General features: G+C 70.4%; 20 protein-coding genes. 10 read left to right on the forward strand and 10 right to left on the reverse strand.

Going from position 1 to position 20,868, the window contains the following annotated elements; translation table 11 throughout:
- Window positions 1-27: 27 nt before the first annotated feature.
- Window positions 28-630, reverse strand: a complete 603-nt coding sequence (locus ACF059_RS20720; protein ID WP_360904659.1) for a helix-turn-helix transcriptional regulator — start codon at window positions 628-630, stop codon at window positions 28-30.
- Between the two features lie 274 nt (window positions 631-904).
- On the opposite strand from ACF059_RS20720, the gene ACF059_RS20725 reads away from it, so the two are divergent.
- Both ACF059_RS20725 and ACF059_RS20730 read left to right on the forward strand, forming a co-directional pair.
- Window positions 905-3,493 carry a transglycosylase domain-containing protein gene (locus ACF059_RS20725; RefSeq protein WP_392059161.1) on the forward strand — a complete coding sequence of 863 codons (2,589 nt, stop codon included), beginning with the start codon at window positions 905-907 and terminating at the stop codon, window positions 3,491-3,493.
- Window positions 3,494-3,595: 102 nt separating this feature from the next.
- The gene (locus ACF059_RS20730) at window positions 3,596-5,056 is read left to right on the forward strand and encodes a glycosyltransferase family 87 protein (protein ID WP_392059164.1); all 1,461 of its coding nucleotides are present in this window, start codon (window positions 3,596-3,598) and stop codon (window positions 5,054-5,056) included.
- 10 nt (window positions 5,057-5,066) lie between these two features.
- Here the strand turns inward: ACF059_RS20730 and ACF059_RS20735 are convergent, their stop codons facing one another.
- From ACF059_RS20735 to ACF059_RS20745, 3 genes are all read right to left on the reverse strand, one after another.
- Window positions 5,067-6,098 carry an alanine racemase gene (locus tag ACF059_RS20735; RefSeq protein WP_361938770.1) on the reverse strand — a complete coding sequence of 344 codons (1,032 nt, stop codon included), beginning with the start codon at window positions 6,096-6,098 and terminating at the stop codon, window positions 5,067-5,069.
- A 44-nt stretch (window positions 6,099-6,142) separates the two neighbouring features.
- Complete coding sequence (locus ACF059_RS20740) at window positions 6,143-7,261, reverse strand: peptidoglycan bridge formation glycyltransferase FemA/FemB family protein (RefSeq protein WP_361938767.1); 1,119 nt, start codon at window positions 7,259-7,261, stop codon at window positions 6,143-6,145.
- A 132-nt stretch (window positions 7,262-7,393) separates the two neighbouring features.
- Complete coding sequence (locus tag ACF059_RS20745; protein ID WP_392059167.1) at window positions 7,394-7,717, reverse strand: hypothetical protein; 324 nt, start codon at window positions 7,715-7,717, stop codon at window positions 7,394-7,396.
- Window positions 7,718-7,965: 248 nt separating this feature from the next.
- On the opposite strand from ACF059_RS20745, the gene rpsF reads away from it, so the two are divergent.
- From rpsF to rplI, 4 genes are all read left to right on the forward strand, one after another.
- Complete coding sequence (rpsF, locus tag ACF059_RS20750; RefSeq protein ID WP_004950685.1) at window positions 7,966-8,256, forward strand: 30S ribosomal protein S6; 291 nt, start codon at window positions 7,966-7,968, stop codon at window positions 8,254-8,256.
- Window positions 8,257-8,328: 72 nt separating this feature from the next.
- Window positions 8,329-8,925, forward strand: coding sequence for a single-stranded DNA-binding protein (locus tag ACF059_RS20755; RefSeq protein ID WP_360902751.1), 597 nt, complete (start codon window positions 8,329-8,331; stop codon window positions 8,923-8,925).
- Between the two features lie 43 nt (window positions 8,926-8,968).
- A complete protein-coding gene (gene rpsR / locus ACF059_RS20760) occupies window positions 8,969-9,205 on the forward strand; it encodes a 30S ribosomal protein S18 (protein ID WP_005315025.1) in 237 nt (78 codons plus the stop codon).
- 18 nt (window positions 9,206-9,223) lie between these two features.
- Window positions 9,224-9,670 carry a 50S ribosomal protein L9 gene (gene rplI, locus ACF059_RS20765; protein ID WP_360902748.1) on the forward strand — a complete coding sequence of 149 codons (447 nt, stop codon included), beginning with the start codon at window positions 9,224-9,226 and terminating at the stop codon, window positions 9,668-9,670.
- Window positions 9,671-9,804: 134 nt separating this feature from the next.
- Here rplI and ACF059_RS20770 read toward each other — a convergent pair whose 3' ends face one another.
- Window positions 9,805-11,142, reverse strand: coding sequence for an MATE family efflux transporter (locus ACF059_RS20770; RefSeq protein ID WP_392059170.1), 1,338 nt, complete (start codon window positions 11,140-11,142; stop codon window positions 9,805-9,807).
- 451 nt (window positions 11,143-11,593) lie between these two features.
- On the opposite strand from ACF059_RS20770, the gene dnaB reads away from it, so the two are divergent.
- Window positions 11,594-13,063 carry a replicative DNA helicase gene (gene dnaB / locus ACF059_RS20775; RefSeq protein WP_366866213.1) on the forward strand — a complete coding sequence of 490 codons (1,470 nt, stop codon included), beginning with the start codon at window positions 11,594-11,596 and terminating at the stop codon, window positions 13,061-13,063.
- A gap of 9 nt (window positions 13,064-13,072) precedes the next feature.
- A complete protein-coding gene (locus tag ACF059_RS20780; RefSeq protein ID WP_392059173.1) occupies window positions 13,073-14,458 on the forward strand; it encodes a serine hydrolase domain-containing protein in 1,386 nt (461 codons plus the stop codon).
- A 9-nt stretch (window positions 14,459-14,467) separates the two neighbouring features.
- Here the strand turns inward: ACF059_RS20780 and ACF059_RS20785 are convergent, their stop codons facing one another.
- From ACF059_RS20785 to ACF059_RS20795, 3 genes are read right to left on the reverse strand one after another with little or no spacing between them, the layout of a single operon-like run.
- Window positions 14,468-15,643 (reverse strand): winged helix DNA-binding domain-containing protein, encoded by a 1,176-nt coding sequence (locus ACF059_RS20785; RefSeq protein ID WP_392059177.1) that lies wholly within the window; start codon window positions 15,641-15,643, stop codon window positions 14,468-14,470.
- 54 nt (window positions 15,644-15,697) lie between these two features.
- Window positions 15,698-16,159, reverse strand: coding sequence for a GNAT family N-acetyltransferase (locus tag ACF059_RS20790; RefSeq protein ID WP_392059180.1), 462 nt, complete (start codon window positions 16,157-16,159; stop codon window positions 15,698-15,700).
- 15 nt (window positions 16,160-16,174) lie between these two features.
- Window positions 16,175-17,065, reverse strand: coding sequence for a GNAT family N-acetyltransferase (locus ACF059_RS20795; protein WP_392059183.1), 891 nt, complete (start codon window positions 17,063-17,065; stop codon window positions 16,175-16,177).
- A 175-nt stretch (window positions 17,066-17,240) separates the two neighbouring features.
- On the opposite strand from ACF059_RS20795, the gene ACF059_RS20800 reads away from it, so the two are divergent.
- Together ACF059_RS20800 and ACF059_RS20805 are read left to right on the forward strand one after the other, a co-directional pair.
- Window positions 17,241-17,891 carry an HAD family hydrolase gene (locus ACF059_RS20800; RefSeq protein ID WP_392059186.1) on the forward strand — a complete coding sequence of 217 codons (651 nt, stop codon included), beginning with the start codon at window positions 17,241-17,243 and terminating at the stop codon, window positions 17,889-17,891.
- Window positions 17,892-18,012: 121 nt separating this feature from the next.
- Window positions 18,013-19,218 (forward strand): globin domain-containing protein, encoded by a 1,206-nt coding sequence (locus ACF059_RS20805; RefSeq protein WP_392059189.1) that lies wholly within the window; start codon window positions 18,013-18,015, stop codon window positions 19,216-19,218.
- A gap of 35 nt (window positions 19,219-19,253) precedes the next feature.
- On the opposite strand, the gene ACF059_RS20810 is transcribed toward ACF059_RS20805, so the two are convergent.
- Window positions 19,254-19,733 carry an NUDIX hydrolase gene (locus ACF059_RS20810; protein WP_360902724.1) on the reverse strand — a complete coding sequence of 160 codons (480 nt, stop codon included), beginning with the start codon at window positions 19,731-19,733 and terminating at the stop codon, window positions 19,254-19,256.
- 59 nt (window positions 19,734-19,792) lie between these two features.
- The gene (locus ACF059_RS20815) at window positions 19,793-20,734 is read right to left on the reverse strand and encodes a LysR family transcriptional regulator (protein ID WP_392059192.1); all 942 of its coding nucleotides are present in this window, start codon (window positions 20,732-20,734) and stop codon (window positions 19,793-19,795) included.
- Between the last annotated feature and the right edge of the window lie 134 nt (window positions 20,735-20,868).

The following is a 20,868-nucleotide window of genomic DNA, read 5'->3' on the forward strand; positions in this document are numbered from 1 at the left end:
TCGGACGAGGTCTGCAAGATGCAGGCCTCACTTTGCAGTTTCGTCGGACGGACCGGGTCGTCTCTGATCCCGTCCCGCCCGCTCGCTCTCGATGAGCTCGTTCAGCCAGCGCACTTCGCGCTCTACGGACTCCATGCCGTGACGCTGCAGCTCAAGGGTGTAGTCGTCGAGGCGCTCCCGCGTCCGGGCGAGGGAGGCGCGCATCTTCTCCAGACGCTCCTCCAGCCGGCTGCGCCGGCCCTCCAGCACCCGCATGCGCACTTCTCGTTCGGTCTGACCGAAGAAGGCGAAGCGGGCGGCGAACGACTCGTCCTCCCAGGTATCGGGACCCGTGTGGGACAGGAGCTCTTCGAAGTGCCCCTTTCCCGCGGCCGTCAACCGGTAGACGATCTTGGCGCGGCGCCCTGCGAGTGAAGCGGCGAGAGCGTCTTCCGGGGCATTGCCCGGCTCTTCGATCAACCAGCCGTTGGCGACCAGCGTCTTGAGGCAGGGGTAGAGCGTCCCGTAGCTGAAGGCTCTGAACACCCCCAGTGAGGTGTTGAGCCGCTTGCGCAGCTCGTAACCGTGCATGGGGGACTCGCGAAGCAGGCCGAGGACGGCGAATTCGAGGATGCCTGAGCGTCTGCTCATCCGCCTGCCTCTCCTCCGACTCTGAGTCTTTATACCGAGCTGATGTATCGACTCGATACATCCAGACGATAGAACGGCCCACCAACATCGACAAGGGGGGGCGGGGTGACCGGTGTCACATCACCAATTCGTACCAGGCAGGTTGCCTGATTTGGGGTGAACTTCGGCACTGGTCGGGTTTTGAGCGTGCGTAGTCTGTGGGCCAGGAGACCGGGGGAACCGGAATTCACCTGCCGCTTCCAGGCCACTCGCCTGCCCGAGGAGTAGTCGTTCGATGAGCGAGCACCGCCGCAAACCGTCGCAGCCCCAAGGTGGTGGGCGGGCCGCGGCCCGCCGGGCCGCCCAGCAGCGCCCCGGCCGGGGCGCCACGGCCGGCCGCGACGTCCCCACCGCGTCGCCCAGCGGCCCGCATGCGGAACCGCCCGCACAGGCCAGCCGTGCGGCGGCGCGGCGTGCTGCCCGCAGAGGGACCGCGGGCCGCGGCCGGGGCGCCGGGAACGCGGCTCGCGGCAGTGGCCGCCCGGACAAGCGGCTGATCAACTACCCGCGGTCCGACCGGGACGGCTGGAAGCGCTTCGTGCCCTCCTGGAAGTTCGTCTGCGGAACGGCCCTGGGCTTCTTCGCCGTCGTCGTCGCCGGTACCGGCCTCGGCATCGCCATGGTCAACACCCCCGACCCGAACAAGGCGGCCCAGGCGCAGAACAACGTCTTCTACTGGGCGGACGGCAGCCAGATGGTGGCGACCGGCGGCTCGATGAACCGGCAGATCGTGCCCATCTCCAGCATTCCCCGGTCCATGAGGGACGCCGTGATCGCGGCGGAGAACGAGTCCTTCGACACGGACAAGGGCGTGGACCCGATGGGCATCGCCCGCGCCGTGTACAACATGGCCTCGGGCGGTTCCACCCAGGGCGGCTCGACCATCACCCAGCAGTACGTGAAGAACACCTACCTGGACTCCGACCAGACGCTCAAGCGCAAGGTCACCGAGCTCTTCATCGCGATCAAGCTGGGTGTCTCCGAGGAGAAGGACACGGTCCTCGCGGGCTACCTCAACACCGCCTACTACGGCCGGGACGCCTACGGGATCCAGGCCGCGGCGCGCGCCTACTTCGGCAAGGACAGCCAGGAGCTGAACCCCGCCGAGTGCGCCTTCCTGGCCTCCGTGCTCAAGGGCCCCAACCTCTACAACCCGGACGGCGGGATCGGCCCCGCGGCCACCCCCGCCCTCAACGAGGACCGGGCGAGGAAGCGCTGGGCCTGGGTGCTGGACCGCGAGGTCGAGGTCGGCCGGATGGACAAGGCCGAGCGGGCCAAGTACAAGGACGCGGACTTCCCGCCGCGCGTGGAGTCGGAGCAGGCCCGCGGCATGACCGGTCAGATCGGTTACCTGGTCGACACGGCCAAGGCGTACGTGATGAAGACCAAGGGCATCACCGCGGAGCAGATGGCCCGAGGCGGCTACCGGATCAAGACCACCTTCCAGAAGCCGAAGGTGGACGCCCTGGCCAAGGCGGTCGAGGACACCCGCAACGGCTTCATCGACGAGAAGAAGCGCCCCGACACCGACACCTTCGTACAGTTCGGCGCGGCCTCCGTGGACGTGAAGACCGGGGCGCTCGTGGCCCTGTACGGCGGTCCGGGCTGGGACCAGAAGTACTTCAGCAACAACGCCAACACCAGCGGTGTCCCGGTCGGCTCGACCTGGAAGCCGTACGTGCTCGCGGCGGCCATGGAGTACGGCACGCAGAACTCCAAGGGCCGGGGCATCTCGGCCGACAGCAAGTACCAGGCCAACGACCTCACCGTGATCAACAACCGTGAGGGCAAGCCGCTGCGCGACGCCTCCGGCAACCCGTTCAAGCAGAAGAACGAGAGCCCCACCGCCTTCGGGTACGTGACCCTCAACGAGGCGATGGAGAAGTCCATCAACGTCCCGTTCGCCCAGCTCGTCTTCGACGTCGGCCACGACAAGGTCCGGGAGGTGGCCATGTCCACGGGTCTCCTGAAGGAGTCGCTGAACCCGAACAACGACGCCTCCTTCGCGCTCGGCACCTCCACCCCCAGCGCCATCCGGATGGCCGACTCCTACGCCACCTTCGCCGCCTCCGGCACGCACCACGAGCCCTACTCGGTGATCGAGGTCGACAAGGACGGCGAGAAGCTGCCCGGCTTCGAGCCCCCCAAGGCGCAGCGCGCCATGGACAGCTCCATCGCGGACAACATCACCAAGGTCCTGGAGAACGTCGTCGAGAACGGCACCGGCACCAAGGCCAAGAAGCTGGGCCGGCCCGCCGCGGGCAAGACCGGTACCACCGACTTCAACAAGTCGGCGTGGTTCGTCGGCTACACCCCGGAACTGTCGACCTCGGTCACGCTCTTCCGCACCGACCCCAACTCGGCGGGCAAGGAGCTGATCTCCATGAACGGCGTGGGTGACATCCCCTCCATCCACGGTGGTGACATCCCGGCCGCGATCTGGACCGAGTACATGCGCGAAGCGCTCAAGGGCACCCCGGTCAAGGACTTCCCCGAGGCCGAGGACATCGGCGTCACCGCGGACGCCTCCGGCGCCCCCTCCCCCACGCCCTCGGCGGTCGCCCCGTCGCCGTCCGCGTCCCCGTCCATGCAGCCGTCGCCCACGCCGTCGGGCCGCCCCTCGCCCTCCAAGAGCGGCAAGCCCTGCAAGCCGTGGGAGCTGTACTGCGACCCGGAGCCCACGAGCAGCACCAGCGGAGGCACCACCGGAGGACTCATCGGCGGCGGCGACGGCGGAGCCAGCGGCTCACCGTCACCGACGAACTCGGGCAAACCGGGCCGCCCGGGCAGTTCCACCGCGGGAACGTTCACCGCACCCGAGTGACGGGCCCCGCCCGCCGCGCGCGCTGAAGTGAACGGGGAAGGCCGTCGCACCCGCTGCGACGGCCTTCCCCCATGTCCGGCCCGGTACGGCAGGATGACCCCCATGACCAAGGTGCACGAGGACCGCCCGGTACTGCCCACGCAGCAGGACGAGGTCGCCGCAGCCGGAGCCGAGCTCCTCGGCGGCCCGCTCGGCCGCCATGCCCGGCTCGGCGGACACTGGCTGGGCCCGGTCCGTGTCGTGGTCCTCATCGCCATCGGCATGTTCGCGCTCGGCATGGTGCAGAAGCTGCCCTGCTACGACTGGGCGTGGTTCCGGGGAGCGGGCTCGCAGTACACCCACGCCTGCTACTCCGACATCCCCCACCTGTACGCGGTGCGCGGCTTCGCCGACAACCTCACGCCCTACTTCGACCGGCTCCCCGGCGACATGGAGTACCTGGAGTATCCGGTGCTCACCGGGCTCTTCATGGAGATCGCCTCCTGGCTGACCCCCGGCAGCGGCTCCATGCAGCACCGCGAGCAGATGTACTGGATGGTCAACGCCGGCATGCTGATGGCCTGCGCGGCCGTCATCGCCGTGTGCGTCGCCCGCACCCACCGGCGCCGGCCGTGGGACGCCCTGCTCTTCGCGCTCGCGCCCGCCTTCGCCCTGACCGCGACGATCAACTGGGACCTGCTGGCCATCGCCCTGACCGCCGCGGGGATGCTGATGTGGTCCCGCGGGCGGGCGCTCCTCTTCGGCGTCTTCATCGGCCTGGCCACGGCTGCCAAGCTCTATCCCGTCCTGCTGCTCGGGGTGCTGTTCGTACTCTGCTGGCGGGCCGGCAAGTGGCGCGACTTCGGCCTGGCGGCCGGCGGCGCGGCCGGCGCCTGGCTCCTGGTGAACCTGCCGGTCATGCTCTTCGCCCGGGACGGCTGGACGAAGTTCTACACCTTCAGCCAGGAGCGCCCCATCGACTTCGGGTCGGTGTGGCTGCTGATCTCCCAGCGCTCCGGCAACCCCCTGACCGATGCCAACACCTACGCCACCGGGCTGACGCTCCTGCTGTGCGGGGCCATCGGACTGCTCACCCTGACCGCTCCGCGCCGGCCCCGGTTCGCGCAGCTGGCCTTCCTGGTCGTCGCCGTCTTCATCCTGTGCAACAAGGTCTACTCGCCTCAGTACGTGCTGTGGCTCATCCCCCTCGCCGCACTGGCCCGGCCGCGCTGGCGGGACTTCCTGGTCTGGCAGGCCGGCGAGGTCGTCTACTTCCTCGGGATCTGGTTCTACCTCGCCTACACGACCAGCGGGGACAAGCACCAGGGCCTGCCCGTCGAGGGCTACCAGCTGGCGATCGCGGCCCACCTGCTGACCACCGTGTACCTGTGCGCGGTCATCGTCCGGGACATCCTGATGCCCGAACGGGACGTCGTGCGCCGGGACGGCTCGGACGACCCCTCCGGAGGCGTCCTGGACGGCGCCGCGGACGTGTTCGTCCTGTCGGACGCGGCGAGGGCGCCGCAGTACGCGGCGCCCTCGGAGGGACAGCGGGTCCACTGGGGCATCGACCCCAAGGACTGACCGGGCCGGCTCAGGCGTCGACCACCCGGTCGAACTGCGTGGTGGTGTGGCGCAGGTGCGCGACGAGCTCGTCGCCGACCTTCGGCTCGGCCGCGTCCGAGGGCACGAACAGGATCGACACCTGCATGTGCGGGGGCTCGGCGAACCAGCGCTGCTTGCCCGCCCACACGAACGGCGACAGGTTCCGGTTGACCGTGGCCAGACCCGCCCGGGCGACGCCCTTGGCGCGCGGCATCACGCCGTGCAGGGCCTTGGGGGCCTCCAGGCCCACGCCGTGCGAGGTACCGCCCGCCACCACGACCAGCCAGCCGTCGGAGGCGGCCTTCTGCTGGCGGTAGCCGAACCGGTCGCCCTTGGCGACGCGCGTGACGTCGAGGACCGCGCCGCGGTACTCGGTCGCGTCGTGGTCGCCCAGCCACAGCCGGGTGCCGATGCGGGCCCGGAAGCGGGTCTGCGGGAACTGCTGCTGAAGCCGTGCCAGTTCCTCGGCCCGCAGGTGGCTGACGAACATCGTGTGCAGCGGCAGCCGGGCCGCGCGCAGCCTGTCCATCCAGCCGATGACCTCCTCGACGGCGTCCGAGCCGTCCGGGCGGTCCAGCGGCAGGTGCAGGGCGAAGCCCTCCAGCCGGACGTCCTCGATGGCCCCCTGCAGCTGGCCCAGGTCCTGCTCGGAGATCCCGTGACGGCGCATCGAGCTCATGCACTCGATGACCACCCGGGCGCCGACCAGGCCGCGGACCCCGTCCAGCGAGGACACCGAGCGGATCACCCGGTCCGGGAGCGGCACCGGCTCCTCGCCCCGCCGGAACGGGGTGAGGACGAGCAGGTCGCCGCCGAACCAGTCCTTGATGCTCGCGGCCTCGTACGTCGTGCCGACGGCGAGGACGTCGGCGCCCATGCGGGTCGCCTCCTCGCACAGGCGCTCGTGACCGAAGCCGTAGCCGTTGCCCTTGCAGACCGGGACCATTCCGGGGAACTGGTCCTGGACCTGCTTCTGGTGCGCACGCCAGCGCGCGGTGTCGACGTAGAGCGTGAGCGCCATGGCCCGTCCGGCACCTTTCTCGATAACAGCGGGGATCAGGGGGATCAGCGGCGCGACATGTAGATGTCGAGCGCCTTGTGCAGCATCTTGTTGAGCGGGAAGTCCCACTCGCCGACGTACTCGACGGCCTCGCCGCCCGTGCCGACCTTGAACTGGATCAGACCGAACAGGTGGTCGTTCTCGTCCAGCGTGTCAGAGATGCCGCGCAGGTCGTAGACGCTCGCACCGAGCGCGTACGAGTCGCGCAGCATGCGCCACTGCATCGCGTTGGAGGGCCGGACCTCGCGCTTGTGGTTGGCGGAGGCGCCGTACGAGTACCAGACGTGCTGGCCGACGGTGAGCATCGTGGCGGCGGCCAGCGGCTCCCCCTCGTGCGTGGCGATGTACAGGCGCATCCGGTTGGGGTCCTCGGAGTTGAGGGCCGTCCACTGTCGCTGGAAGTAGCTGAGGGGGCGCGGGCGGAACTTGTCGCGCTCGGCCGTGATCTCGTACAGGTGCTGCCAGGTCGGCAGGTCGTCGTAGCCGCCCTGGACGACCTCGACGCCGGCCTTCTCGGCCTTCTTGATGTTGCGGCGCCACAGCTGGTTGAAGCCCTTGAGGACGTCGTCCAGCGAGCGGTTGGCCAGCGGGACCTGGAAGACGTAGCGCGGCTGGACGTCGCCGAAACCGGCGCCGCCGTCCTCGGCCTGCTGCCAGCCCATGCGGCGCAGCTTGTCGGACACCTCGAAGGCGCGGGGCTCGATGACCGAGGCCTCCACGTCACGCAGGCGCTTCACGTTCGGGTCCTGGATACCGGCCTTGATGGCGGCCGAGTTCCAGCGCCGGATGACGACGGGCGGGCCCATCTTCACGGTGAAGGCGCCCTGCTGCTTGAGGTGGGCCAGCATCGGCTGGAGCCACTCGTCCAGGTTGGGGGCGTACCAGTTGATGACCGGGCCCTCGGGCAGGTACGCGAGGTAGCGCTTCACCTTGGGCAGCTGCCGGTACAACACGAGGGCGGCGCCGACGAGTTCCTCGGACTCGTTGAACCAGCCGAGGTTCTCCGAGCGCCACTCGTTCTTCACGTCGGCCCACGCCGGGACCTGGCAGTGGCTCGCCGAGGGCAGGCTCTGGAGGTAACCCAGATGCTGCTCTCGGCTGATGGTCCTCAGGGACAGGCTCATGCGGGGCGTCTCCTCCGGCGGCTTCGCTGGCTATGGCGCGAAGCCTACTGCGACGGGGGCGCCACCCATCTGGGGGACGGGCCGCAGCCCGGGCCGGTGTGCGGCCGGCGCCCCGTCGCGCGGGGGCCCCCGTCAGCCCAGCCAGCCGCCGAACAGGCCGCCGTGCGCCATCCCGAGGAAGAAGCCGAGGGCAGCTGCCCCAAGGCCGATGATCAGGGCAAAGCGCTCGCGTGTCGTGACCGAGACGAACTGTCCGTAGGCGCCGGTCAGGATGCCGATCAGCCCGGTCCACGAGCTGACCAGGTGCAGGTTGTGGAAGAAGGCCGTGACGAACGCCACGGCGCCGAGCACCAGCGTCACCGCCAGCAGGGTGTCCTGGAGCGGGTGGGGCTTGCCGTCGGTGGAGAGGAGGGAGATCTGGCGGGTCGTGGACTGGGGCCGCATTGCCTGTGCCATCGGAAGGCACCTCCTGGCTGAAGCTGAGCGGTGCTGCGGGCCGCCCCGGCAGGGGCCGGGGACCTAGCACCGAGCACACCCGATGGATACCGATTGTGGCCCTCTCCCGCCGGATTTCAACCGGAAGGAGTCGAGGAGGTAGTCTGTACAGCTGCGCGGTGTCTGCTTTCGGACACCGTGCGCACGCATCACGACCCTCCTGCCACGGAACGACCGTGGCCGCTGAGTCCAAAGGAGGTGGGTTCCACATGCGTCACTACGAAGTGATGGTCATCCTCGACCCCGATCTCGAGGAGCGCGCTGTCTCCCCGCTGATCGAGAACTTCCTTTCTGTCGTCCGTGAGGGCAACGGAAAGGTCGAGAAGGTCGACACCTGGGGCCGTCGTCGTCTCGCTTACGAGATCAAGAAGAAGCCCGAGGGCATCTACTCGGTCATCGACCTCCAGGCCGAGCCTGCGGTCGTCAAGGAGCTTGACCGACAGATGAACCTGAACGAGTCGGTTCTCCGGACCAAGGTCCTTCGCCCCGAGACCCACTGAACTTCGGTTCAGCGGTAATCGGGACCGAGTAGCACAGCAGCCCAGCAGCAATCCCCGCCGAGAGGTTCATCCATGGCAGGCGAGACCGTCATCACGGTCGTCGGCAATCTCGTCGACGACCCCGAGCTGCGCTTCACCCCCTCGGGTGCGGCGGTCGCGAAGTTCCGTGTCGCGTCCACCCCCCGCACCTTCGACCGTCAGACCAATGAGTGGAAGGACGGCGAGAGCCTGTTCCTGACCTGCTCGGTGTGGCGGCAGGCGGCGGAGAACGTCGCCGAGTCCCTTCAGCGAGGCATGCGCGTCATCGTGCAGGGCCGGCTGAAGCAGCGGTCGTACGAGGACCGTGAGGGTGTCAAGCGCACGGTCTACGAGCTGGACGTCGAGGAAGTCGGCCCCAGCCTGAAGAACGCCACGGCCAAGGTCGCCAAGACCACCGGCCGCGGTGGCCAGGGTGGATACGGCGGCGGCGGTCAGCAGCAGGGTGGCGGCGGCGGTAACTGGGGCGGAGCCCCCAGCACCGGTGCCCCGCAGGGCGGCGGAGCTCCCTCCGACGACCCGTGGGCGTCCAGCGCGCCGGCCGGCGGCCAGCAGCAGGGCGGCGGCGGGGGCGGTTGGGGCGCGAGCTCCGGCGGCTCCGGCGGTGGCTACTCGGACGAGCCGCCCTTCTAGGGCAGCTCGAACCCCCACTTCTTGATCACACAGGAGAGACACAATGGCGAAGCCGCCTGTGCGCAAGCCTAAGAAGAAGGTCTGCGCGTTCTGCAAGGACAAGACCGCATACGTGGACTACAAGGACACGAACATGCTGCGGAAGTTCATTTCCGACCGCGGCAAGATCCGTGCCCGCCGCGTTACCGGCAACTGCACGCAGCACCAGCGTGACGTCGCCACGGCCGTCAAGAACAGCCGTGAGATGGCGCTGCTGCCCTACACGTCCACCGCACGATAAGGAAAGGGTGACCGACTAATGAAGATCATCCTGACCCACGAGGTTTCTGGCCTCGGTGCCGCCGGCGATGTCGTCGACGTCAAGGACGGTTACGCTCGCAACTACCTGGTCCCGCGTGGTTTCGCGATCCGCTGGACCAAGGGTGGCGAGAAGGACGTGGCGCAGATCCGCCGCGCCCGCAAGATCCACGAGATCGCGACCATCGAGCAGGCCAACGAGGTCAAGGCCAAGCTCGAGGGCGTGAAGGTCCGTCTGGCCACCCGCGCGGGTGACGCCGGTCGTCTCTTCGGTTCCGTGACCCCGGCCGACATCGCCACGGCGATCGAGTCCTCGGGTGGCCCGAAGGTCGACAAGCGCCGCGTCGAGCTGGGCTCGCCGATCAAGACCCTCGGTTCGTACCAGGTCTCCGTGCGTCTGCACGCCGACGTGGCCGCGAACGTGGGCGTCGAGGTCGTCGCCGCCTAAGGGCTGTGCATGAAGGGCCGCACCCCTCGGGGTGCGGCCCTTCGTCGTTCCCTTCGTCTTTCCCAGGGCCGCGGTGATGTTTCACGTGAAACATCACCGCGGCCCTGGGACGTTTCACGTGAAACATCGCTCTGCTAGCGGGTGGCCCCGACGATCACCCACCGGCCGGAGCGGGCGCGCAGCTGGAGGGTGAGCATCCGGACCAGCATCATGAGCGTCATGGCCCACCAGAGCGTCGTCAGACCGCCGCCCATGACCGGGACGAGCAGCGCGGCGGGGGCGAACACGGCGAGGGTCAGCACCATGGCCCGGGCCAGGTACCGGCCGTCGCCGGCGCCCATCAGGACACCGTCGAGGACGAAGACGATGCCGGAGACGGGCTGGGAGAGGGCGACGACCAGCAGCGCGGGCAGCAGGGCCGCCTCGACCGTCGGATCGCTGGTGAACAGGGGAATGAACACCGGCCGGGCCAGGACCACCAGAAGGCCGAGGACGACGCCCGAGGCGATCCCCCACTGCACCATGCGGCGGCACACGGCCTTGGCACCGTCGGTGTCCCCCGCGCCCAGGTAGCGGCCGATGATCGCCTGACCGGCGATGGCGATGGCGTCCAGGGCGAAGGCGAGCAGGCTCCACAGGGAGAGCAGGATCTGGTGGGCCGCGATGTCGGCGTCGCCGAGCCGGGCGGCCACGGCGGTCGCGATCATCAGGATGGCGCGCAGCGACAGGGTGCGCACCAGCAGCGGTGCTCCGGCCTGGGCGCAGGCCCGGATGCCCGCGCTGTCCGGCCGGAGCGAGGCTCCGTGCCGACGTGCCCCGCGCACGACCACGACCAGGTAGGCGGCGGCCATGGCGCACTGGGCGATCACCGTGCCCCAGGCGGAGCCGGCGATACCGAAGCCCGCGCCGTAGACGAGGGCGGCGTTCAGCCCCGCGTTGAGGGCGAAGCCGCCGACGGCGACGTACAGGGGGGTGCGGGTGTCCTGGAGGCCGCGGATGACGCCGGTGGCGGCCAGGACCACGAGCATGGCCGGGATCCCGAGGGCGGAGATCCGCAGATAGGTGATCGCGTACGGGGCGACGGTGTCGGAGGCTCCGAAGAGGGAGATCAGGGACGGCGCCGCGGGCAGGACCACGGCGATCACGGCCGCGCCCAGAAGGAGGGCGAGCCAGATGCCGTCCATGCCCTGCCGGATGGCCGCCGGGAGGTCGCCCGCCCCCACCCGGCGGGCGACGGCCGCGGTGGTGGCGTAGGCGAGGAAGACGAAGACGCTCACGGCGGTGGTCAGCAGGGCGGCCGCGATGCCGAGGCCCGCCAGCTGGGGGGTGCCGAGGTGTCCCACGATGGCGCTGTCGGCCATCACGAAAAGGGGCTCGGCGACGAGGGCACCGAAGGCGGGGACGGCGAGTGCGAAGATCTCGCGGTCGTGCCGTCGCGGCCCGGCCTTGGGTGCACGGAGGGCCTGGGTCATGCGTTCAATCTAATCTTCCACAGGTAATGGATGCAAGGCTCTTTAGACGCTTACCAAAGCTGTGACTTGCGCGTTCCGTCCACCTCATTGGAGGCGATCTTGAGACAGTGGCCAAGATTTTTCTCTCCCACCGCTCCCGAAACGAGAAAGCCCAGCTCAGGCGGGGTGTAGGAGGGGGTCGGGTGATTTTGTCCACAGCGTCGTCCCCCGGTCCGTACACAGCTTCCGGGGAGTTACCCACAGCATTGGCGCCGTCGTCCACATCTCATCCACACACCCTGTGGATAACAAGATTGGCTGACGCCGCTCCCGGCCCTACCGTGGTGCGTTGCCCGACTCGCCGACAGACGGCTCGGGTGCCCCAAATGTCAGAGCCGTGTCGTAGAAGAGTGCCACGGCGAGGTCCGCGTTGCGGACGGGAGGAGGCGGCCCGGTGAGCATGCCCGAGCCCATGGACGACCCCTGGGCCGACAGCGGTCCGGGTGACCGTCTGCCCGCCCGTTCACGCCGCACCGGCGAAGGCCGCGGCCGCGGGGACGAACAGCACGACCGGGGCCGCGAGGGCGGCTCCTGGGACGGCGGGGGCGGTGGTGGCGGCTTCGAGCGCGTCCCCCCGCAGGACCTCGACGCCGAACAGTCGGTGCTCGGCGGCATGCTGCTCTCGAAGGACGCCATCGCCGACGTCGTCGAGGTCCTCAAGGGCCACGACTTCTACCGGCCCTCCCACGAGACGATCTACCAGGCCATCCTCGACCTGTACGCCAAGGGCGAGCCGGCCGACCCGATCACCGTCGGCGCCGAGCTCACCCGGCGTGGGGAGATCAGCAAGGTCGGCGGGGCCTCGTACCTGCACACCCTGGTCCAGTCCGTCCCCACGGCGGCGAACGCCGAGTACTACGCGGAGATCGTCCACGAGCGCGCCGTCCTGCGCCGCCTGGTCGCCGCGGGCACGAAGATCACGCAGATGGGCTACGCCGCCGACGGCGACGTCGACGAGATCGTCAACAGCGCCCAGGCCGAGATCTACGCCGTCACCGAGCAGCGGACCTCCGAGGACTACCTGCCGCTGGGCGACATCATGGAGGGCGCCCTCGACGAGATCGAGGCGATCGGCTCCCGCAGTGGCCAGATGTCGGGCGTCCCCACAGGCTTCACGGATCTCGACTCGCTGACCAACGGCCTGCACCCGGGCCAGATGATCGTCATCGCCGCCCGTCCCGCCATGGGTAAGTCCACCCTCGCGCTGGACTTCGCCCGGGCCTGCTCCATCAAGAGCAACCTGCCGAGCGTGATCTTCTCCCTCGAAATGGGGCGCAACGAGATCGCGATGCGCCTGCTCTCGGCGGAGGCCCGGGTGGCGCTGCACCACATGCGCTCGGGCACGATGACGGACGACGACTGGACGCGGCTGGCCCGCCGGATGCCGGACGTCTCCGCCGCCCCGCTCTACATCGACGACTCCCCGAACCTGTCGATGATGGAGATCCGCGCCAAGTGCCGTCGGCTCAAGCAGCGCAACGACCTGTCGCTCGTGGTCATCGACTACCTCCAGCTGATGCAGTCGGGCGGCTCGCGCCGCCCCGAGAGCCGTCAGCAGGAGGTCTCGGACATGTCCCGAAACCTCAAGCTGCTGGCCAAGGAGCTGGAGGTCCCCGTGATCGCGCTCTCCCAGCTGAACCGTGGTCCCGAACAGCGCACGGACAAGAAGCCGATGGTCTCCGACCTGCGTGAATCGGGCTCGATCGAGCAGGACGCGGACATGGTGATCCTGCTGCACCGCGAGGACGCGTACGAGAAGGAGTCCCCGCGCGCGGGCGAAGCGGACCTGATCGTGGCGAAGCACCGTAACGGCCCCACGGCCACCATCACCGTGGCCTTCCAGGGCCATTATTCGCGGTTCGTGGACATGGCCAACACGTAGCATCCGATCATGGATGACCTTTCTGAGGACCGGGAACTTCTCCCTGCCACCCGGCGTGCGCTGCGGCACCGGATCGCCGTCGCACAGAGCGAGGGGCGGGCGCCGTCCGTGGTGGCGGCCGTCATGCGGGGCGGGGAGGTGGTCTGGGAGGGCTCCCGGACGTCCGTGGAGGGGCACGGCCCGGACGGGGACGTGCAGTACCGGATCGGGTCGATCAGCAAGACCTTCACCGCTGTTCTGGTGATGCGCCTGCGGGACGAGGGGCTGCTGAGCCTTTCCGATCCGCTGGAGCGGCACCTGCCGGGGACCGGCGTCGGAGAGGTGACCGTCGCCCAGTTGCTCTCCCACACCGGCGGACTGGCGGCGGAGACGCCCGGCCCGTGGTGGGAGCGCACCCCCGGCGAGCTGCGGCCCGAACTGGCCGACGTGCTCGGTGACGAGCCGTTCAAGCTCGCACCCGGCGGCCGCCACCACTACTCCAACCCGGGCTACACGCTGCTGGGTTCGCTCGTCGAGGCGCTGCGCGGCAAGCCGTGGGAAGAGGTCCTGCGGGCCGAGGTACTGGAGCCCCTGGGGCTGGACCGTACGAGTGGTCGGCCGCAGGCGCCGCACGCGGGCGGCTGGGCGGTGCATCCGTGGGCGGACGTGATGATGCCTGAGCCGCTGGAGGATCTGGGGCTGATGGCCGCCGCCGGTCAACTGTGGTCCACGACCAGGGATCTGGCGCGGTTCGCCGCCTTCCTGCTGAACGGTGACGAGCGGGTCCTGAGCGAGGACTCGGTACGGGAGATGCGTACGTCGGCCGCGCCGCCGGAGCCGGGTCTGGCCGAGCTCGGCTACGGGCTGGGGATGCAGCTGATGAGCGACGGCGTACGCAGGCTGGCGGGGCACAGCGGATCACTGCCCGGGTTCGTCGCGGGCCTGTGGCTGAGCGAGGCCGACGACGTGGCGGCCGTGGTCCTGGCGAACTGCACCTCGGGGCTCGCGGCCGCGACGGTGGCGGCGGACCTGGTGCGGATCGTCGCGGAGGCCGAACCGGCCTTCCCGCGGCCGTGGCGGCCGCTGCGGGAGTCGGACCCCGTGGCGCTGGAGCTGTGCGGCCCTTGGTACTGGGGGACTTCGGCCCAGGTGGTGCGGCTGACCGCGGACGGGTCGCTGCTGCTGGGCCCGGTGGGCGGGAGCGGGCGCACGGCCCGCTTCCGGTCCGAGCCGGACGGCAGCTGGACCGGCCTGTCCGGCTACTACGCGGGCGAGACCTTGCGGGCCGTGCGGCGCGAGGACGGCTCGGTGAGCCATCTCGACCTCGCGTCCTTCGTCTTCACGCGGGAGCCGTACGACGCCCAGGCGCCGGTGCCCGGCGGGGTGGACCCGCAGGGCTGGCGTGGCATCGGCTGACGATGCCTCCTAGGCGACGAGTTCCCGTTCCAGCGGGGTGCGGAAGCGCGGGGTGATGCGGGCGTCGCCCACCCATGAGGCGAGGCGGGCGGCCTCGGCCGCGATCGCCTGCCCGGCGCCGCGGCCGGGGCTGCCCAGCAGCCGCCACACGACCTCGCCGTCGGAGCGCTGGGCCCAACCGCCGACGATCTCGCCGTTCCACCACACGGTGGGGCCGATGTTGCCGGCGTAGTCGAAGAGGGCGGCCTTGTGGGCGGGGTCGAGGTGGAAGCCCCGGTCCGCCCAGCCCATGCCGGTGGGGTCCAGGGCCGGGAGCAGCGCGGCCCAGGGCTCCGGGGCCGGTTCGGGTCCGGTGTCCCCCGGGCTGACGAGGGCGGTGCTGCCGTCTTCGAGCAGGACCTGGTCGGGGCCCACGGCGGCGAGGGCCTTCCGGACGTCGGTGAGGGTCCATCCGGTCCACCACTTGAGGTCGGCTTCGGTGGCCGGGCCGTACGCGTGGAGCCAGCGGCCGGCGATCTCGGCGCGGGCCTCGGCGGCGGGTACGGGGGGCCAGGGCTCGGTGTGGACCCAGCGGTACTGGCTGGAGGTCCAGGAGCCGCGGGGCCGGTCGCGGCGGATCCGCCCGTCGGCGGCCAGCAGGCGGATGACACGGGTGGCGACCCCGGTCTGCGTCTCGTACTTCTTGCCGCGGCCGACGGTGATCTTCTGGCGCAGGGCGGGCACGGCGGCGGACAACTGGCTGCCGGTGGTGGGGCCGAGGGCGTCGAGGGCGTCGAGCGCGGCGGTCTCCGCCTCGGCCAGCCACCGGGCGTCGAGTCCTTGCCCGTCCTCGTCGAGGTGCTTGAGGAGGCTGCGGCGCTCCTTGACGGCGATGGCCCGGGCGGTGGAGGAGTCGACGTACGGGGCGAGTTCGGCCGAGAACGCGAAGAGCGTGTTGCGCATGCTGAGCAGCCGGACGAGGCTGACGTCCTCGTAGAGGGCCTGCTCGACCGCTGCGGGGCCGCCTGCCGTGAGCCGGGCGCGGGCGGAGAGGAAGACGGTCGCGGCGTCGGTGGCGTGCAGGGCGACGACGGAGTCCGCCGCCTCCACCACCGTGGCGGCTCGGGCCGAGGGGGCCAGGCGGTGGCGGCGGCCGAGCCGGTGGCGGCGCTCGGCGGTGGTGACCAGGGGGAGGCGGGGGCTCATTCTCCCGATCGTAGGCCGGGTCGCTCCCGCGGCGACCCAGCGTGCGTCAGGCCGTCACAGGTGCAGTTTGAATCCGACGTGGGACGCGGTGAATCCCAGGCGCTCGTAGAAGCGGTGGGCATCGGTCCGGGTCACGTCCGAGGTCAGCTGGACGAGGGTGCAGTTCTCTTCGCGGGAGGTGTGGATGGCCCATTCGACGAACCGGCTGCCCAGCCCGCTGCCGCGCTCGTCCGCGTGGACCCGGACGCCTTCGATGATCGAGCGGGTGGCTCCCTTGCGGGACAGGCCCGGGACGATGGTCAGCTGGAGGGTGCCCACGACGCGGTCGGCGCGGACGGCGACGACCAGGTGCTGGTGGGGGTCGTCGGTCAGCCGCTTGAGCGCCGCGAGGTAGGGGCTGAGGTCGTCCGGGGACTCGCGGGTGGCGCCCAGGGGGTCGTCGGCGAGCATGGCGACGATGGCGGGCAGATCGGCCTCGGTGGCGGGCCGGATCTCCAGCTCGGGGGTGTCGGTCATGGTGAGTTCCCTCTCTCAGCCCGCGGCCACGGTGAGCGGCGCCCAGCGACGGGTCCAGTCGCCCGGCAGCGCGGGGATGCCGCGGGTCATCACGGCGTTGAAGGCGACGGAGTCGAGCCCGCGGTCCTTGAGCCAGCCCAGGAGCTCCTCGTGGCGGACGTCGACGTCGGTGCGCAGCGGCCGGTCGCCGGCCAGGGCGAGTGCGGTGATCAGGGCCTGCGCCGTGCCGAGGTCGTGGGCGACCAGGGGGCCGATGACATGGGTGTCCATGTTGGGCCAGGCTGCGGCGTAGCCCGTGAGGGTGCCGTCGCCGGAGGGGTCCTCCGCCACGACCAGCTGGTCGGCGAAGGCGGGCAGCCGGACGATCATGTGGGTGCGGTCGGCGCCGAAGACCTCGGCGTCCAGACGCAGGATGCGTGGGAGGTCCTCGGCGGTGGCCGGGCGGACCCGGGACGGGCCGTACGTGCCGGGGGCGCCCTCGGGCCGGAAGACACCGCGGAGCATCTCGGCGCGGCCCGTGGTCTCGAAGCCGAGCTCCTCGTAGAGGGGGCGGCCATAGGGGGTGGCGTGCAGGGTGAGGGGGACGCCCTTGAGCACCTCGTCGCAGACGTGGGTCATCAGGCGGCGGCCCATGCCCTGGCGGGCGTAGCGGTCGGCGACGAGCACCATCCCGATGGCGGCGAGCTCGGGGCCCGCGTGGCCGTGGCCGTACTGGGTGACGACACAGACGGCCGCAAGTCCCCGGCCGTCGGGGGCGTCGACGCCATAGCCGTTTCCGGCGGCGAGCAGCAGGCCCCACTTGTGGTCCTCACGGGGCCAGCCGCGATCTTCGGACAGGTCGGCGCAGTGGCGGAGATCGTCCACGGTGAGCGCTCGGATCGGCAGATCGGTGATGTGTGGTGTCACCGGCTCAGACTGGATCATCGACTGGGGTCCGTCCAGAGGATTTGGGCGGGGATGTTTCACGTGAAACACGTTCCCGCGGAGCGCCGGCGGTCCGAGGTGTTTCACGTGAAACGTGTCGGTGTTTCACGTGAAACATCGCGTTTCACGTGAAACGGAGGAGCTAGCCTCGACCGCTATGACCCTCCTGCACCTCTTCGACCTCGACGGGACGCTGATGTACGGCTCGGCCGCGCCCGTCGAGATCTCCCGCCAGCTCGGTCTGGGCACCGAGATCGCCGCGCTGGAACGGGCCTTCGCCGCGCGGGAGATCGGCCCGCACCAGTTCTCGGTGGCCGCGCACGCGCTGTGGTCGGAGCTGACGCCCGCGCACGTCCGGGCGGCGTTCGACGGGGCTCCCTGGCTCGCGGGGATCCGGGACGTGTGGCAGGAGATCCGGGAGCGCGGGGACTACTGCGCGGTGATCTCCCTGTCGCCGTCCTTCTTCGTCGAACTGCTGCTGGAGTGGGGCGCGCATGCCGCGCACGGGTCGCTCTTCCCGGAGGTGCCGTTCACCCGGCCCGTGGAGGCGCACGGGATCCTGACCCCCGAGGCCAAGGTCACCGTGGCGGACCGGCTGTGCGAGCAGTTCGGGGTGGGACGGAGCGACTGCGTCGCGTACGGGGATTCGGCGACCGACGCGATGCTCTTCGAGGTGGTGCCGGTCTCGGTGGCGGTCAACGCGCGCCCTCACCTGGCGGAACGTGCGACCCACATCTATGAGGGCCGGGATCTGCGGGAGGCATACCAGCTCGTAGGGGCGGTACGCCAGGGAGTTGAGGCATCTTAAGAGGAAAGTGGGTTCGAAACGCGGACTTTCGTCATTCCCCCACAGGTACCCGAGTGGCCTGGCAGGCTGTGAAACCTGGAACCACGGATTCATAGGCCGTGGCGCGTGCAGACCGACCAAGATGCTCGAAGCGAGGCACCACATGGACGCTCCGCCCACCAGATCGGCCAGAGGGGGGACGGACCGGATACCCGCCGGGGGCGGCGCGACCGATCCCTCACCGGACGCCGTGCTCATCCGCCGGACCCTCGAAGAGATCGCACCCGTTGCCGACCGGATGACCTCGTACTTCTACGCCCTGGTGTTCACCGGACACCCGGAGATCCGCGGCATGTTCCCCGCCGCCATGGACACCCAGCGCGACCGGCTGCTGAAGGCGCTGCTGACCGCCGCCGAGCACATCGACAACCCGTCCGTGCTCATCCCCTACCTGAGCCGCCTGGGCACCGGGCACCGCAAGTACGGGACGATGGCCGGTCATTACCCCGTGGTGGGCGAGGCCCTCCTCGGAGCGCTGGCCCGGTACGCGCAGGACTGGGGGCCGCAGACGGAGGCCGCGTGGGTGCGCGCCTACACCCTGATCTCGCAGACCATGATCGACGCGGCAGCGGAGGACGAGGTCAGGGCCCCGGCGTGGTGGCACGCGGAGGTGGTCTCCCACGACCTGCGCACCCCCGACATCGCCGTCCTGACGGTCCGCCCCGATCAGCCGTACCCCTTCCTGGCCGGCCAGTACACGAGCGTGGAGACCCCGTGGTGGCCGCGGGTGTGGCGGCACTACTCCTTCGCCTCGGCTCCGCGCGCCGACGGACTGCTGTCCTTCCACGTCAAGGCCGTCCCGGCGGGCTGGGTCTCCACCGCGCTCGTGCGCCACGCCCGCCCGGGGGACGTGCTGCGCCTCGGGCCGCCGGCGGGCTCGATGGTGGTGGACCACACCACGGACAACGGGATGCTGTGCCTGGCCGGGGGCACCGGTATGGCCCCGATCAAGGCGCTGATCGAGGACGTCGCGGAACACGGCCAGCGAAGGCCGGTGGAGGTGTTCTTCGGGGCGCGCAGCGACGGCGACCTCTACGACAAGGACACGATGCTGGGGCTGCAGCGCTCGCATCCGTGGCTGTCGGTGCGTCCGATGGTCGGTGACGGGCTGGCCGGGCAGCTGCCGCAGGCGATCGGCGAGCACGGGCCGTGGAGCTCGTACGACGCGTTCGTCTCGGGGCCGCCCGCGATGATCCGCAGCGGGGTGGACGAGCTCCTGCGGATCGGGATTCCCGGCGAGCGGATCCGCCACGACGCGGTGGAGGAGCTGGCGGGCATCGCCGGCTGAGACCGGCGGGCCGCCCGTCGGCCCCCCTCGTCGCCTCAGCCCAGGTCGGAGGCGTGCATGGCGCGTACACCCTCGATGTTGCCGTCGAGGTAGTGCCGCAGGGACAGCGGGACCAGGTGGACGGCGGCGATGCCCACCCTGCTGAACGGGACGCGGACGATCTCGTACTCGCCCTCGGGCTCGTCGATCTCGGGGCCGTGGCGAAGGTTCGGATCCATCGATTCGAGGCGGCAGACGAAGAAGTGCTGCACCTTCACGCCGGTCACTCCGCCGTCGGCGATGTGCTCGACGGTGTCGACGAAGCAGGGCACCACATCGGTGATCTTCGCGCCGAGTTCCTCGTCGACCTCCCGGTGGAGGGCGTCGACCACGGTGGCGTCCGAGGGCTCCACGCCGCCGCCGGGAGTGAGCCAGTACGGATCGAGGCCGGGCTTGGTGCGCTTGATGAGGATCAGGTCGTCACCGTCGAGCAGGATCGCGCGGGCGGTGCGTTTGACGACGGGACGTTCTGTCATGGGAGAAGAGTGGCCCACCGCTCCGCTTCTGAAACGCGCCACGAGCCGGAAACAGAAGCTCACCAGCGCGAGGCGGCCTCCAGCAGCCGGTCGCGGGCCATGGAGAGGTGGGTGAGGGCGAGGCTCCCGGTGCGCACGACCAGGAACCAGGTGCGCAGGGGCGGTACGGGTGGCTCCAACAGGGCCACGATCCGGCCCCGGTCGAGCGCCTCCTGGCACAGGTACCGGGGCAGGACGGCGAGTCCGGCGCCGGCCAGGACGCATTCCAGTACGGCCCGCAGGTCGGGCGCGACCACGGTGGCGGCCATGGATTTGGCGTCCGGCGCGGTGTCGAAGACGGCGGCCCAGTAGCGGGTGACCAGCGGCAGGCTCTCGTGGACCTCGACGAGCGGGATGCCGTCCAGAGCGGCCGGAGCGAGGGCGGGACCGGGGGCGGGACCGGGGGCGGGACCCCCGTGGCGCAGCCGGTCCGTGTCGACGAGGGCCGCCCAGTAGGGCGCGGCGACCAGGACGTGCTCCTCGTCGCACAGAGCGGTGGCGGTGAAGAGCCCTCCGCGGGGCTGGGCGGTGGTGACGACCAGGTCGTGGTGGCCGGCGGCGAGGCCGTCCAGGGCCGCCTCGGCGCCGGTCTGCAGGGTGGAGCGCAGGGTGTGGCCGCGGCCTACCAGGGGTGCCAGGGCGGGGAGCACGCGCAGGCACAGGAATTCGGGGGGGCCAGCGACGTGCAGGGTGCGTAACGTACCGGCGGCGTCCCGCTCGGCCTCGGTGATCCGGAGCAGGGCGTCGAGGTGCGGGGCGGCCTTGTGGGCGAGCTCGTCGCCGACGGCGGTCGGGGTGACGCCGCGGGCCCGGCGCAGGAAGAGCGGGCGCCCCAGCTGGCGTTCGAGGGTGCGGATCTGCGAGGTCACGGCGGGCTGGGACAGCCCCAGCAGGGCGGCGGCGCGGGTGAACGAGCCGGCGCGGTGGACGGCGACGAAGGTGCGCAGCAGGGCCAGATCCATCGCGGCACCTCTCGGTGGGGGCCTTCCACTATAAATATGCCGATGGCTCCCTGTCGTTACCGTGATTGGACTCTGACGCAGGGTCAACTAGCCTTGACGTGTGGTTCTTCGCGCGGAACCCGGGGCGGTCCGAG

This window comes from Streptomyces sp. NPDC016562 (genome assembly GCF_043076955.1).
In the GTDB taxonomy this organism is placed as follows: domain Bacteria; phylum Actinomycetota; class Actinomycetes; order Streptomycetales; family Streptomycetaceae; genus Streptomyces.

Coding starts and splice junctions, on each gene's coding strand:
- ACF059_RS20730 (WP_392059164.1), top strand. CDS start 3,596: ATGACCAAGGTGCACGAGGACCGCCCGGTACTGCCCACGCAGCAGGAC.
- ACF059_RS20790 (WP_392059180.1), bottom strand. CDS start 16,159: ATGACCGACACCCCCGAGCTGGAGATCCGGCCCGCCACCGAGGCCGAT.
- ACF059_RS20785 (WP_392059177.1), bottom strand. CDS start 15,643: ATGAGCCCCCGCCTCCCCCTGGTCACCACCGCCGAGCGCCGCCACCGG.
- ACF059_RS20755 (WP_360902751.1), top strand. CDS start 8,329: ATGGCAGGCGAGACCGTCATCACGGTCGTCGGCAATCTCGTCGACGAC.
- rpsR (WP_005315025.1), top strand. CDS start 8,969: ATGGCGAAGCCGCCTGTGCGCAAGCCTAAGAAGAAGGTCTGCGCGTTC.
- ACF059_RS20810 (WP_360902724.1), bottom strand. CDS start 19,733: ATGACAGAACGTCCCGTCGTCAAACGCACCGCCCGCGCGATCCTGCTC.
- ACF059_RS20770 (WP_392059170.1), bottom strand. CDS start 11,142: ATGACCCAGGCCCTCCGTGCACCCAAGGCCGGGCCGCGACGGCACGAC.
- ACF059_RS20720 (WP_360904659.1), bottom strand. CDS start 630: ATGAGCAGACGCTCAGGCATCCTCGAATTCGCCGTCCTCGGCCTGCTT.
- rplI (WP_360902748.1), top strand. CDS start 9,224: ATGAAGATCATCCTGACCCACGAGGTTTCTGGCCTCGGTGCCGCCGGC.
- dnaB (WP_366866213.1), top strand. CDS start 11,594: ATGGACGACCCCTGGGCCGACAGCGGTCCGGGTGACCGTCTGCCCGCC.
- ACF059_RS20805 (WP_392059189.1), top strand. CDS start 18,013: ATGCTCGAAGCGAGGCACCACATGGACGCTCCGCCCACCAGATCGGCC.
- rpsF (WP_004950685.1), top strand. CDS start 7,966: ATGCGTCACTACGAAGTGATGGTCATCCTCGACCCCGATCTCGAGGAG.
- ACF059_RS20740 (WP_361938767.1), bottom strand. CDS start 7,261: ATGAGCCTGTCCCTGAGGACCATCAGCCGAGAGCAGCATCTGGGTTAC.
- ACF059_RS20745 (WP_392059167.1), bottom strand. CDS start 7,717: ATGGCACAGGCAATGCGGCCCCAGTCCACGACCCGCCAGATCTCCCTC.
- ACF059_RS20800 (WP_392059186.1), top strand. CDS start 17,241: ATGACCCTCCTGCACCTCTTCGACCTCGACGGGACGCTGATGTACGGC.
- ACF059_RS20815 (WP_392059192.1), bottom strand. CDS start 20,734: ATGGATCTGGCCCTGCTGCGCACCTTCGTCGCCGTCCACCGCGCCGGC.
- ACF059_RS20725 (WP_392059161.1), top strand. CDS start 905: ATGAGCGAGCACCGCCGCAAACCGTCGCAGCCCCAAGGTGGTGGGCGG.
- ACF059_RS20780 (WP_392059173.1), top strand. CDS start 13,073: ATGGATGACCTTTCTGAGGACCGGGAACTTCTCCCTGCCACCCGGCGT.
- ACF059_RS20735 (WP_361938770.1), bottom strand. CDS start 6,098: ATGGCGCTCACGCTCTACGTCGACACCGCGCGCTGGCGTGCGCACCAG.